12 protein-coding genes and 1 pseudogene are annotated in these 13,717 nt (G+C 31.6%); 12 read left to right on the top strand and 1 reads right to left on the bottom strand.

Annotated features, from left to right (window positions below; translation table 11 throughout):
• Nucleotides 1-322: 322 nt before the first annotated feature.
• The 10 genes and pseudogenes from AAA453_RS01345 (at nucleotide 323) to AAA453_RS01390 (ending at nucleotide 10,970) form a co-directional block, all read left to right on the top strand.
• Entirely contained in the window at nucleotides 323-1,123 is an 801-nt protein-coding gene (locus AAA453_RS01345; RefSeq protein WP_141714420.1) for an MBL fold metallo-hydrolase, read from the top strand.
• A 605-nt stretch (nucleotides 1,124-1,728) separates the two neighbouring features.
• Nucleotides 1,729-2,208, top strand: a complete 480-nt coding sequence (gene rlmH / locus AAA453_RS01350; RefSeq protein WP_427705699.1) for a 23S rRNA (pseudouridine(1915)-N(3))-methyltransferase RlmH — start codon at nucleotides 1,729-1,731, stop codon at nucleotides 2,206-2,208.
• A 186-nt stretch (nucleotides 2,209-2,394) separates the two neighbouring features.
• Entirely contained in the window at nucleotides 2,395-3,252 is an 858-nt protein-coding gene (locus tag AAA453_RS01355; RefSeq protein WP_427705701.1) for an AAA family ATPase, read from the top strand.
• 152 nt (nucleotides 3,253-3,404) lie between these two features.
• Nucleotides 3,405-4,904, top strand: a complete 1,500-nt coding sequence (locus AAA453_RS01360) for an NAD-dependent epimerase/dehydratase family protein (protein ID WP_427705703.1) — start codon at nucleotides 3,405-3,407, stop codon at nucleotides 4,902-4,904.
• Nucleotides 4,905-4,951: 47 nt separating this feature from the next.
• Complete coding sequence (locus AAA453_RS01365) at nucleotides 4,952-5,452, top strand: TspO/MBR family protein (RefSeq protein ID WP_427705705.1); 501 nt, start codon at nucleotides 4,952-4,954, stop codon at nucleotides 5,450-5,452.
• A gap of 4 nt (nucleotides 5,453-5,456) precedes the next feature.
• The gene (locus AAA453_RS01370; protein WP_427705707.1) at nucleotides 5,457-5,930 is read left to right on the top strand and encodes a glycosyl-4,4'-diaponeurosporenoate acyltransferase; all 474 of its coding nucleotides are present in this window, start codon (nucleotides 5,457-5,459) and stop codon (nucleotides 5,928-5,930) included.
• On the top strand, nucleotides 5,931-7,421 hold the full coding sequence (locus AAA453_RS01375) for a phytoene desaturase family protein (protein WP_427705709.1): 1,491 nt from the start codon (nucleotides 5,931-5,933) through the stop codon (nucleotides 7,419-7,421). It abuts the gene before it with no gap.
• Nucleotides 7,422-7,427: 6 nt separating this feature from the next.
• Nucleotides 7,428-8,531: a glycosyltransferase gene (locus AAA453_RS01380; protein ID WP_427705711.1), complete on the top strand. Its 1,104-nt coding sequence runs from the start codon at nucleotides 7,428-7,430 to the stop codon at nucleotides 8,529-8,531.
• Between the two features lie 55 nt (nucleotides 8,532-8,586).
• A complete protein-coding gene (locus AAA453_RS01385) occupies nucleotides 8,587-9,468 on the top strand; it encodes a phytoene/squalene synthase family protein (protein ID WP_427705713.1) in 882 nt (293 codons plus the stop codon).
• A pseudogene (locus tag AAA453_RS01390) lies at nucleotides 9,465-10,970 on the top strand (phytoene desaturase family protein). Before AAA453_RS01385 ends, AAA453_RS01390 begins: the two are co-directional and overlap by 4 nt.
• Nucleotides 10,971-11,020: 50 nt before the next feature.
• Here the strand turns inward: AAA453_RS01390 and AAA453_RS01395 are convergent.
• Nucleotides 11,021-11,446 carry a pyridoxamine 5'-phosphate oxidase family protein gene (locus AAA453_RS01395; RefSeq protein WP_427705715.1) on the bottom strand — a complete coding sequence of 142 codons (426 nt, stop codon included), beginning with the start codon at nucleotides 11,444-11,446 and terminating at the stop codon, nucleotides 11,021-11,023.
• 183 nt (nucleotides 11,447-11,629) lie between these two features.
• On the opposite strand from AAA453_RS01395, the gene AAA453_RS01400 reads away from it, so the two are divergent.
• Together AAA453_RS01400 and AAA453_RS01405 are read left to right on the top strand one after the other, a co-directional pair.
• Nucleotides 11,630-13,003 carry a cryptochrome/photolyase family protein gene (locus tag AAA453_RS01400; protein WP_065339096.1) on the top strand — a complete coding sequence of 458 codons (1,374 nt, stop codon included), beginning with the start codon at nucleotides 11,630-11,632 and terminating at the stop codon, nucleotides 13,001-13,003.
• A gap of 21 nt (nucleotides 13,004-13,024) precedes the next feature.
• Complete coding sequence (locus AAA453_RS01405; RefSeq protein ID WP_230623014.1) at nucleotides 13,025-13,465, top strand: antibiotic biosynthesis monooxygenase family protein; 441 nt, start codon at nucleotides 13,025-13,027, stop codon at nucleotides 13,463-13,465.
• Nucleotides 13,466-13,717 lie beyond the last annotated feature (252 nt).

Here is a 13,717-nt window from a genome sequence, read left to right on the forward strand (position 1 = left end):
ACTTTTTAGAACGTGATTAATGGAATTTAAAAGATAGATTAGTATCTAAATAAACAATTTGGACATGCTGAAAGCTAAAAGTATGTTAAAATTAAATACTGTTAATGAGAGTTATTAAAGAAGTATGAAATGGTTCATAAGCGTATCATATACTTAGAATTTTGCAGATAGCTTAAGCTAATTTTTGAAAAAGAGCTCGTTTCATATTCTCAAAAACTTAAATAAATTAGTTTATTATAATAAATAATTAGACAGAGGGCATGTTGATGGCACATAAACCGGAGACTGCCCCATAAGTAATAGAAGCAATAGATTAGAAAGGGTGAATCGCTTGATACGTATGAGCGCATTGGCGAGTGGCAGTACAGGGAACGCCACTTATGTGGAAAGTGATAAAGGTAGTATTCTTGTCGACGCGGGTTTGACAGGGAAAAAAATGGAAGAGCTATTTGGACAAATAGACAAACAAATTAAAGATTTAAACGGCATCTTAGTTACACATGAACACACAGATCATATTAAAGGTCTAGGTGTGTTAGCACGTAAATATGGTTTGCCGATTTATGCGAATGAGAAAACGTGGACAGCCATTGAAAAGAAAGATAGTAAGATTCCAATGGATCAGAAATTCATTTTTAATCCATATGAAACGAAATCAATTGCTGGATTTGATATCGAATCGTTTAATGTTTCACATGATGCGATAGATCCGCAATTCTACATTTTCCATAATAATTATAAGAAATTTACGATTTTAACAGATACAGGTTACGTTTCGGACCGCATGAAAGGTATGATTCAAGGTAGTGATGCTTTTATCTTCGAAAGTAATCACGATGTGGATATGTTACGCATGTGCGGTTATCCATGGAAGACGAAACAACGAATACTTAGTGATATGGGACACGTTTCAAACGAAGATGCAGGCTTAGCAATGACAGACGTCATCACAGGCAGCACAAAACGCATTTACCTGTCTCACTTATCACAAGACAACAACATGAAAGACTTGGCACGCATGAGCGTTGGACAAGTGCTCAATGATCATGACATCGACACAGAAAAAGAAGTATTGCTATGCGATACCGATAAAGCCAAAGCAACACCGATATATACATTATAGAAAATCTTAACTTCTTTGAAATTTAGATTTTCTTAATGCAGTAGTGGAAGCTACTGTAATCCATGATCAATATCAAAGCGAATTAGCCGACATCTCAATAGGAGGTATCGGTTTTTTTTTTACATTTTTCTAGCATACATGTTAGATGAAAAACATTTAATGAGAGTATTTTTATAGGAAAATTTACTCGATAAAAGAAGGAATATATGGGCATACAACCCTATGTCTTAACTGAAAATAACTATATGCAATTGACGGATAATTATAACAATTGGTGGAATGGTTATGTAGTAAGGATTCAGCAAAGATAGTATGAAGATAATGTAAATCCTGTGAATAAGTATGTAAGACAACCTCGAACTTATCCACGGAATTATACATAGTTATCCAGAGATGTGCACAATTCACAGGGAAGTACCCACATTGTACACAGAGTTATCCACAAATAAACAGGTTATTCACTCATTTTTGTGTAGAAACCGTAAACATTATTAAAAAACAGTATGCATTCCTGTTATAATAAGAGGGAATAGTGTGAATAAGTGTATAACTTGTGGATAAGTATAATAACTATCAACTACTACACAATTTTTTGGAGGATAACTATGAAGATTACGATACTCACAGTAGGTAAACTAAAAGAGAAATACTGGAAACAAGCTATAGCAGAATATGAAAAAAGATTAGGAGCTTATTCTAAAATAGAAATCATTGAAGTACCTGATGAAAAAGCACCCGAAAATATGAGTGATAAAGAGATAGAGCAAGTTAAAGAGAAAGAAGGTCAGCGCTTACTAGCAAAAGTAAAACCACAATCCACAGTGATTACTTTAGAGATTAAAGGAAACATGCTGACGTCAGAAGGATTAGCCAAAGAAATAGAAAGCCGCATGACGCGTGGCCAAAGCGACTTTACATTTATTATAGGTGGATCAAACGGTCTACACCAAGAGGTTTTAGACCGCAGCAACTACGCCCTGTCATTCAGTAAAATGACTTTTCCACATCAAATGATGCGTGTCATTCTAATCGAGCAAGTCTACCGCGCGTTTAAGATCATGAGGGGAGAAGCGTATCACAAATAAAACTAAAAAATAGATTGTGTAATATTTAAAAAGGAGATGCTTACTATTAAACCATTTAATCTTAAGTACTTTAGTACTATTTATGAAACAGAAAATGAAAATTTATTAAAGTCATTTCTTAAAATGTATCACTATTGTTACTATACAAAAAATGGAATTAGTAGAGATGATAGAGAGCTAAAAGCTTTGTATAATTTAGTTGAAATATTAAAAGGGAAAAATGAGTACCTTAAATTATCTGGTTTCTTTTTAGGTTACAAAATTAACAATAATATTGATGAAGAATTTGATTTGCTAAGATTTAATGAAAGGTCTGTATTGAATATAGAATTAAAAAGTGAAATACCAAAAAATGGAATGAAAAAAGTTGAGGAGCAACTTAAAAGACATAGGTATGTATTAAAAGCTTTAGGCAAGGAAATATTCTCTTTTGTTTACATATTGGATTGTAACGAAATTTATAAATTAAGCAGTAAAGGGATTTTAGAAATAACTAACGAAAATGAAATATCAAGTTTATTAGATGAGAGTTTTTGTCAGTCTAATGAATTAGAAAATATAGATTTATCAAAGTTAATAATTTCTCCATACAGTCAACCAGATGAATTTTCTAATCATAAATACTATTTAAATCAATTACAATCAAAAGTTAAAGAGGATATATTAAATTCTGCATTTAATAAGATATGTATTGAAGGAGAATCAGGAACAGGTAAATCATTACTTCTATTTGATATTGCAAAACATTATAATACAAATAAAAAAGTTATATTGTTTATATGTGCTAAATTAAGTAATTCTAAAATCTTATCTGATATTATAGGTTTTGAAATTAGGTCAATAAGGGATTTTTATAATGTAAGTTTAGATGATTATGATGTTGTATTAATAGATGAAGCACAAAGGCTATATCAGAAGCAATACATTGAAGTGTTAGAAAAAGATGATATTAATGTAATATTTGCTATAGATAAAAAGCAAGTATTATCCCTTTTTTTAGACAATTGTGATAATTTCGTAGAGTTATTTCATAATTCGTGCTAATAAAGATTGAAAAGTTTTAAAAAGGGTACAACATTAAGTAAGAGACTTGGAGCTCTTGTCAATTAAGATAATGAGCAAGTGAGCTCGTTACGTAAAAGATGAGCTGAGGTAAAGTTTACCTGCTCATCTTTTTCTATTTGGAGGCTAAATATATGAAAAAAATATTATTAACAGGCGCTTCGGGATATATCGGTAGTCACTTAATGAATAAATTAAAAGATAACTATGAAATTATAGCTATTTCTAGAAATATAGAAAATAAATCAAATGAACACAATGTTACTTGGAAGGCAGCTGACTTGTTTGATTTAAATGAAATCACTGGGGTAATGGAGGACATTGATATCGCTATATATCTTGTCCATTCTATGATGCCTTCAGCTAAGTTGACGCAGGCGAGCTTTGAAGATATGGATGCATTATTAGCTGATAATTTTGCTAAAGCCGCAAGTTATAACAAAGTTCAGCATATTGTATTTATGAGTGGTTTGATACCTAATACAAGTGAATTATCACCACATTTAAGAAGCCGTTTAGAGTGCGAACAGATTTTAGGATCATATGGTGTACCAGTAAGTACTTTAAGAGCTGGTTTGATTATAGGATCTAAAGGAAGTTCTTACCCTATATTAAAAAAATTAGTAGAAAGATTACCTGGCCTGTTGTTGCCAAAATGGGCTTATAATACAACATTGCCAGTTGCAATAGACGACGTGATTGACGGTTTATATAAAATTGTAGAGCGTAATCCAAATGAGAACGAATCGATAGATATTGGTGGACCTAGTCATATGACTTATAAAGATTTATTCAAGCAAACTGCAGAGGTACTAGATAAACGATTACCTACGATAGATTTGCCTATTATTCCCATTTGGTTAAGTAAATATTGGGTGAAACTTATTTCTGGGGTACCAAAAGAAATGGTTTATCCGTTAATGGATAGCTTAATTCATGATATGATTAGAAATGATGAAAATATTGTGAAAGACATTTCTATAGGCAAGATTGATTATAAGGAAAGTGTGCGTAATGCCTTGGAAGAAGAAACTAAGACACAAAAGAAAGGGAAGCCATCACGTAAGGGCGATATTAAAGATGTTAGAGCAATATCGAGGGTAGTCTTACCTAAAGATGTAAATATGATTCAATTGGCAGAATCCTATGCAAATTTTTTAAATAAAATCACATTAAATGTCGTTAATAGTGATTTTAATGAAGATAACTTTACGATTAGTGTGCCGTGTTTAAATAAGGACTTACTATTATTAATTAAAGATTTTAAAGCTTCTGATAATGAGAGAATTTTATATCGAATTGTTGGTGGAGATTTCGCTTTAGATTCAGATGGTGGTAATGCGAGATTAGAGTTTAGAAGATTACCTAATAGTGACGCATGTATCATAGCGTTACAAGAATATGAACCGACGTTACCTTGGTGGGTATATAAGTATACCCAAGCAAAAGTTCATAAAAGTGTAATGAATCTTTTTAAATTCAAGATTAATAGCCAAAAAACTAATAAAGGAGAATACTTTAATATGAAGAAGTTTATTTTGCCAATTGTTATTACAGGTGCAATTGTTTTGAAAGTATATGGATTGAAAAAGTATTTAGCTAGAAAAAATAACATGTCCAATGCCGAATTGTAAAGGCTAAAATAAAGGCTAGTTACTTTTACAAAAAGAGGAGATTGACTATGAAAACAAATGAAATAATTAAATCAATCATAAAAGTTATAACACCAATTACAGGCGGTAAATTTATAGGGAAATTTGCAGTGAAAAACGCGAGAAAAGATTATAAAAATAATGTTAAACCACCTTTTTCACCACCCGGCTATGTCTTTCCAATTGTGTGGCCAATACTTTATACAACGATGGGCGTAGCTTATGCATTAGTGACTAATAAATCTACTAGTAAGGATTTGAAAGGTGCTTATTACACGCAATTAAGCCTGAATTATCTATGGTCGATATTATACTTCAAATATAAATTACGCTTTAGTGCGTTGATAGAGAGTGTTGTATTACTGGGCGCGGTAGTTACAACAACTGTAAAATTTTTCAATGTAAAAAAAGTTGCTGGCATTTTACTAGTTCCATATATGCTTTGGAGCGCTTTTGCTACTTATTTAACAGCTGGTAATTGGTATTTAAATAAAGATAACCCAAGCTATACAGCGAAATCTGAGCATTAAATTGATGAAAAAGATTATATATATTGCGCTATATTGGTTTATAGTTCAAATGATTATTGCTCAACTTGGTACTCGTATTAGTTATAAGTTCTTAGAAAAAGATAATAAGTATTTTCGAAGTTGGAATATTGAGCAAGAGGGTCAATTATGGCAACAATTAGTTAAAGTGCAATATTGGAAAGATCATTTGCCAGACGGTCAAAATCTTAACCCTAATATCAGTAGTAAAGCGATTTTCGATTTATCTAAAAATATGAATGATATACAGCGATTTATATTAGAAACTAGACGTGCAGAGGTGGTTCATCTGCTATCCATATTTCCTGTTATTGCGTTTTTTAAAGCGTCAAAAAGCGTTAAAATAATTAATTTTATATATGTCATTATAGCTAATGTGCCTTGTATGATTGTTCAGCGCTATAATCGCCCTAAGTTAATACGTATTTATAATAAATTACAAAAAAGAAAAGGTGATTAAATGGGAAATAAGAAAGTGGTTGTCATAGGGGGTGGCTTGGGAGGGATTGCTAGCGCAATTTGTATGGCTCAAGCAGGCTATCAAGTGGATTTATATGAACAAAATAAGCATATCGGTGGAAAGGTAAATAGGTTAGACATAGATGACTATGGATTTGATCTCGGTCCATCAATTTTAACCATGCCTAAAGTATTTCAACGCCTATTTCAACGATGTGATGAAAGGCTAGAAGATTATGTTAGCATTCGTAAGTTAAGTTTACAGATTAGAAACGTTTATCCAGATGGCCAAATTTTAGATTTATATGAATCCATGGAAGATATGTTAACAAATAATGAATCGTTAACAAATAAAGATATAGAGCAACTTTCTTCGTTTTTTAGTTACGCACAAAAGATACATCAAGTTGCTGAAAAAAGCTACTTTGGTAAGGGATTAGATACGATGTTTGCAATTATTCGTTATCATGGTCCGTTTTCAGCTTTAAAGCAATTCGATTATTTTCGTACAATGCAACAAGCCATTAATAAAAGGGTGGATAACCCATATTTAAGAGAAATGCTAGGTTATTTCATAAAATATGTAGGCTCCTCATCTTATGATGCTCCGGCTGTATTGAGTTTATTACCTCAAATGCAACATGAGGAAGGTTTGTGGTACGTAGATGGTGGCATTCATAAGTTAGCGGAAGCGATGGAACAATTAGCGAGAAAATTAGGTGTGGGCATACATTTTAACACCCCCGTAAAACATATCAATTATAATAGTCAAAATAAGGTGACAGGGATAACAATAGAAAGTAATGAGGAAATATATGCAGATTACATTATATCTAATATGGAAGTAATCCCTGTTTATAAATATTTATTGAATTTTGATGCAAAGCAAATAAACAAATTGGAACGTAAATTTGAGCCAGCTAGTTCAGGTTATGTCATGCATCTTGGTGTGGACAAAAGTTATCCAGAGCTTCAACATCATAACTTTTTCTTTTCAAGTAATTCTAAAGTTAATTATGATCAAGTTTTTCACCAGTATGTTTTGCCTGAAGATCCGACTATTTATGTAGTGAATACAAATAAAACAGATAAGACACAGGCGCCAGAAGGACACGAGAATATAAAAATATTGCCACACATACCATACATTCAGAATAAGTCATTTAGTGAAGCAGAATATCTGCAATTCCGAGAACGTATATTGAATAAATTAGAGTCTATGGGCTTAAAAGATTTGAGAAGGCACATTGTATATGAAGATATATGGACGCCACTTGACATTGAAAATACATACAATTCTAATAAAGGAGCTATATATGGCGTAGTTTCTAATAAGAAGAAAAATAAAGGTTTCAAGTTTCCTAAAAAAAGTCAGTACTTCAAAAATTTGTACTTTGTAGGTGGTTCTGTAAATCCTGGCGCTGGTATGCCTATGGTCACTTTGAGTGGTATGCAAGTAGCAGAAGCTATTATTAATGGAGAAAGTAGTTGAGGCTGAATGATACTTTATATAATAGCAATAGTATTGACGATACTATCACTAATAAGTGGAATGTGTATGTATGCGCGTCGAGCGATTATAAATAACTCCGGAAAAGAAAGAGGTCAGACAGCCGTCAGTGTTATTGTACCTGCTAGAAATGAAGCGGAGAACTTACCTAAATTACTTAACAGTATAAGTAAAGAGCAAGAAATAGAAGTAATTGTTATGGATGATGGTTCAACTGATGAGACACAAGTTGTTGCTAGATATTATGGTGCGAGCGTATATACTGTTGAAAATGATACTACATGGCAAGGTAAGTCACATGCTTGTTGGCAAGGTAGCAAATATGCAACGCATGATTTATTGATGTTTGTTGATGCTGATGTTCAGTTTGCTTGTGATGATAGTATTCAAAATATAGCCAATCAATATGATTTACAAGGTGGTAAAGGTTTGTTATCAATACAACCTTATCACAAGATAAAAAAGCTATATGAAAATATATCGGCGATTTTTAATTTAATGACAATCGTAGGTATGAATCAATTTTCAATCACGAAATCAGCAAATAATGAGCAAGGCGCGTTTGGACCAGTCCTTGTGACAAATAAGCAAGATTATAAATTGACACAAGGACATTTGAAAGCTAAAAATCAAATCATTGAAGGCTTTGCAATAAGTAAAGCATATAATCAGCAAGGTTTGCCAGTTAGTTTGCATGAAGGCCAAGGTGTAGTGAATTTTAGAATGTATTCTCAAGGATATAAAGCGCTATTAGAGGGTTGGAGTAAACACTTTGCACTTGGCTCTCAAGTAACTAAAAAGTCTACGCTTACGTTTGTATTTTTATGGCTATTTGGTTCACTTACAACAGTTTTAGCGATAATTTTTTCAATTAATTTAGGCTCGTTATATATATTATTAGCTATTACTCTATATTTTATATATGCGATACAATTTCATATATTTATTCGAAGAACAGGAAATTTTAATATCGTTGCGAGTTTATGTCATCCACTGCTCTTCATATGCTTTGTCGTGATATTTTTTAAATCATGGTTAGATATCAATGTATTCAAACGTATATATTGGAAAGGCCGTAGAATAGATTTATAGCTTAGTTTTTTATACAAATGTCAAGAAGTTCTAGGCTTACTGAGGAGGCCAATAAATGAATCAATTAGAGAGAGATTATAACCATTGTCACAATATAATGAAAGAACATTCAAAAACGTTCTCATATGCCTTTGATTTTTTGGATTTAAAAAGGAAAAAAGCAATTTGGGCTATTTATGCAGTTTGCAGAATTATAGATGACAGTATTGATAAATACAAAGACCTTGAGCAATTAAACGGCATAGCTAGAGATTTAGATGTGATTTATAGCGATTGTGATTATATTCAAGCGTATCAAAGTGATGCAGCTATTATGAATGCTTTAAGTAATACATTGAATACATATTCAATACCTAAAAAACCTTTTGAATCTTTAATTCAATATGTGAAGGAAGATTTAGTTTTAAAAGAAATGAAAACTGATTCAGATTTATATGAGTATTGCTATGGTGTGGCAGGTACTGTCGGTGAATTGTTAACTCCTATATTAACTTCATCAAATGAAAATAATTTCGAGCAAGCTGAAGAAGCTGCGATTGCTTTAGGCAAGGCAATGCAAATAACTAATATTTTAAGAGATGTCGGCGAAGATTTTCAAAATGGAAGAATTTATCTAAGTGTAGAAAAATTAGCTCAATATCGAGTTAATCTATATTCTATATATTATGAAGGAGTTACGCCAAATTATATAGAACTGTGGGAAAGTTACGCTACAGAGGCAGTTAGGTTATATGATATTGCATTAAACGGTATTAATTATTTTGACGAAGAGGTACGTTACATTATCGAATTAGCTGCGATAGCTTATCATGAAATACTTGTGGAAGTAAGGAAGGCAAACTATACGTTGCATAAGAAAGTATATGTAAGCAAATTGAAAAAAATGAAAATTTATCGTGAACTTAGTGCGAAATATAATAGGAGTGAAACATTATGAAGATTGCAGTTATAGGCGGCGGTGTTTCAGGTTTAGCTGCAGCTTCAAGATTAGCAGCAAACGGTCACCAAGTAGATTTATATGAAAAGAACCAACAAATAGGTGGCAGGATGAATCAGATCAAGCAAGATGGATTTACATTTGATATGGGACCAACCATCGTAATGATGCCTGAGATTTATCGAGACGTTTTTAATTACGCTCAAAAAAATATGAATGATTACTTGGAAATTAAACAATTATCACATATATATGATGTTTATTTTAGTGAAACAGATCAAATTCGCGTTCCTACAGATCTTGCTCAATTAAGAGATATGCTTGAAAGTATTGAACCTAACTCTACACATGGTTTTATGTCCTTTTTAACAGATATATACGAAAGATACGAAATAGCACGAAAATATTTTCTAGAACGTACGTTTAGGAAACCTACGGATTTTTATAATCCTTTTACTATATATCAAGGTATGAAACTCAAAACATTTGATAAAGCAGATAATTTAATTGAAAAATATGTTGATAATGAAAAAATCCAAAAGATTTTAGCGTTTCAAACATTATATATAGGTATCGACCCTAAACGAAGCCCGTCATTGTATTCAATTATACCCATGATAGAGTTAATGTTTGGCGTTCACTTTATAAAAGGTGGTATGTATAGCTTTGTCAGAGCGCTTCAAACGCTAAATGAAGAATTAGGTACTCAAATTTATACCAACGCAAACGTTGAAGAAATTATCATTGATAGTAGGTATAAGCGTGCGGAGGGACTAAAAGTAAACGGACATATAGAAAAGTATGACAAAATGATTTGTACTGCTGATTTTCCATAAGCTACTTCATCTTTAATTAAAAATGAACATCATCCTAAGAAGTATACGACACAGAAAATTGATAATATGGACTATTCTTGTTCTGCCTTTTTAATGTATATAGGGGTTGATAAAGATTTATCCGAAGAAATTTTGTTACATAATGTTATATTTTCAAAGGATTTTGATAGTAATATCAATGAAATATTTTCCGGGGAAATATCCCAAGATCCATCAATATATGTATACGCTCCTAGTGTGGAAGATCAGTCGTTAGCGCCAGAAGGTCAAACAGGTATTTATGTGCTGATGCCCGTTTCAGAATTGAAAACAGGTGATACGGATTGGTCTGATGAGTCAACAATCACACAAGTGAAAGATATTATTTACAATAAGCTTTCTACGATTAAAGCGTTAAAAGATTTGAAAAAGCAAGTTGTGACAGAAATTATTTATACGCCTAAGGATTTTGAAGGAGATTATAATGCTAAATTTGGAGCAGCCTTTGGTTTAATGCCTACTTTAGCGCAAAGTAACTATTACAGACCGCCTAATGTGAGCAGAGATTACAAAAATTTGTATTTTGCTGGAGCTAGTGTTCATCCAGGGGCAGGAGTGCCAATTGTACTGACGAGTGCTAAAATTACAGTTGATGCTATGTTAGAAGATATTAATAATGGTATATAAAAAACGCTTAAAATTACTTTTTGATAAAGTGATTTTAAGCGCCTTTTTAACTAATCGAACGTAATGGTTTGTGGTGTGTCTATTTTTTTATCGTTCATAATTTTTATGGATTTTGGTATTACTTTAATTACACACAAGTTTGGATCATCCTTAGAGTCAAAAAAGGACTTATCTTGTTTGTTCCAAATCCAATCAATAGTCTCTTGATCTTTCAGTATTTCAACATTAGCATCAATTTCTAGAAAACTACGATTATTCGTTTCATCGTAACCTATAAGTACATGAGCTTTGGGATTATCTTTAAATTCAGCAATTTTTTTAGACTCAATGCTTGTCTTAGTATAAAGTGTGTGTCCATCATTATAAAATACCATGTATCTACTATTAGGTGTATTGTTATGTGCAGTAGATAGGACACCTATTTTTGATGTATTTAATATATTTTCAATTTCATTTTGTAATTGTTCGTTATTCATAATTTAATCACCTCTGATAATAATATACCCTGAAGTTGCCTATAATATGTAAGGTATTAAAATTTATTTTATTTTTTAGTGAATTATACAAAAGTTAAAACGGGTATATGATTGAAAACACAATCTTAAGTTAAAGGACAATTATAAAGTGAATTTGTATGAAACAAGCTGGGAGGCAATAAAATGCATTTAGGAGTCATACTTAACAGAGTTTTTAGAACGAAAGATAATCCACTTTTTCAATATATAGTGAAGCATCAAAATGAGATAAATAAATTGTATTTTATCTTACCTTTAGAAGATTTAACTGACGCATCAGAAGTAAAACGTGACTATTACCATAAAGTTGTAAAAGGATTTGTAAATGCTTTAGATAAGCATGATATACAACCTTATATTGTCACATATGAAAAGCTAGGTGAATTAGCAGAAACATTGGCGTTATCTCACGTATTAGTAGCAAAAGATATTATGAGTTATCACAAAGAAATATATGACTATCCTCATGTAAAAAAGGCTTTTGAAAATCACCAAGTTACAGTAATTGGACAGCGCGTGAATCATTATTTTGAGCCAACAAAGACTTTTAATAAACAGCAACAGCCTTATAAAGTATTTACTAGTTTTTATAAAGCAAATCGTCAGGACTTAGTACACACCCCTAAAAAAAGTTATCAATTTAAGCAGTTGTCTCAAATTGCGGAAAAGGGTTCAAATCAAAGTGACTTAAAATTTGAAAATAATAAAGATATAGAAAAGTTAGCGCGTAAAGCTTGGGATGATTTTTTAAATGGTGACATAGCTCATTATGATAAATTGACTGACGATGTGTCTCAGGATTTTGTAAGTGGATTAGGTAAAAATTTAGCATATGGACTACTCGATATTCGTGAAATTATAAATGATTTACTTGAAGATTATGAGAGCGATGAAAAAAATTATGAAGCTTTTATAAGAGAGGTTCTATTCCGTGAATTTTATTATGTGTTAATGACACAGTATCCAGAAACGGCAACTAAATCTTTTTCTGAAAAATATCGAAACATGCAATGGTCGTATAATAAAACACATTTTGAAGTATGGAAAAAAGGTCAAACTGGTTACCCAATCGTTGATGCTGCAATGAAGAAGCTGAATCGTACAGGATATATGCATAATCGCTTACGAATGGTCGTATCACAATTTTTAACGAAAAATTTATTTATTGATTGGACTTGGGGGGAGGAGTACTTTAGACAGTATTTGATAGATTATGATAATGCATCTAATGTACATGGATGGCAGTGGTCAGCATCAACTGGAACAGATGCAGTGCCTTATTTCAGAATGTTTAATCCTATACGTCAAAGTGAGCGTTTTGATGCGCAAGGGTATTTTATTAAAACACAGCTAGAAATATTTAATGATGTGAGCAGTAAATACATTCATGATCCAACTAAATATAAAGACAAGTTACAAGAAATTTATCATATTGAAATTGGAAAAGATTATCCACAGACTATCGTGAATCATAAAAATAGTAGAGATTATGTTATGGATAAATTTAAGCAATTTTGACATATCATCCAATAAAAAGGAGTGATTCATTTGTTGAAAAATGAAATACATCGTATTTATTTAGACAAAAATAATAATGAGGTAACTATTAATAGATTTAATGTGACATATCACTATACTATATTAGAACAAATTAATGATTTGCCACAATATGGTTATGCAGTTTTAAACCATTTATATGCTAATCCTGGTTTAGAGGCAGACTTCGAGCGTGTGTTCTTAAATAGAGATAAACATCTAGAGAATACTGAAGGGTTTGAAAATCTATTATTTCTAAAGCCACATAGTACACATGAACATCATGTTATCATTACGTTTTGGCAAGACGAAGCAGCTTACAAACATTGGCAAGAGTCTCAGGAATATAAAGCATCCCATAAAAATAGAGGAACCAAGCAAGGTGCTGATAAATCTATTGTAAACAGAAACCTATCATTTAATATTAGTTTAGAATTTAAATAACATAATTTTTGAATTAAATGATATTTCTGCAAACATATAGGCGAGTTATTTAAATACTAACTTGCCTATTTTTTAAGCGATATAAAAATTTTAGCAAAATCACTGATAAGGGGAAGCGTATCATAAGTGATGCAGTTTATTAAGTCGGACCATTATATTTAGTTGAGGTTTTTATCATAAAAGGTTTAATTAATATTACATTCTCTGTGTATTTATATTACAAAGTCTATTATCATAATGATATATATTAAA

Source organism: Staphylococcus parequorum, from assembly GCF_039237145.1.
In the GTDB taxonomy this organism is placed as follows: Bacteria; Bacillota; Bacilli; order Staphylococcales; family Staphylococcaceae; genus Staphylococcus; species Staphylococcus equorum_A.

Coding starts and splice junctions, on each gene's coding strand:
- AAA453_RS01375 (WP_427705709.1), top strand. CDS start 5,931: ATGGGAAATAAGAAAGTGGTTGTCATAGGGGGTGGCTTGGGAGGGATT.
- AAA453_RS01385 (WP_427705713.1), top strand. CDS start 8,587: ATGAATCAATTAGAGAGAGATTATAACCATTGTCACAATATAATGAAA.
- AAA453_RS01395 (WP_427705715.1), bottom strand. CDS start 11,446: ATGAATAACGAACAATTACAAAATGAAATTGAAAATATATTAAATACA.
- AAA453_RS01365 (WP_427705705.1), top strand. CDS start 4,952: ATGAAAACAAATGAAATAATTAAATCAATCATAAAAGTTATAACACCA.
- rlmH (WP_427705699.1), top strand. CDS start 1,729: ATGAAGATTACGATACTCACAGTAGGTAAACTAAAAGAGAAATACTGG.
- AAA453_RS01360 (WP_427705703.1), top strand. CDS start 3,405: ATGAAAAAAATATTATTAACAGGCGCTTCGGGATATATCGGTAGTCAC.
- AAA453_RS01400 (WP_065339096.1), top strand. CDS start 11,630: ATGCATTTAGGAGTCATACTTAACAGAGTTTTTAGAACGAAAGATAAT.
- AAA453_RS01380 (WP_427705711.1), top strand. CDS start 7,428: ATGATACTTTATATAATAGCAATAGTATTGACGATACTATCACTAATA.
- AAA453_RS01370 (WP_427705707.1), top strand. CDS start 5,457: ATGAAAAAGATTATATATATTGCGCTATATTGGTTTATAGTTCAAATG.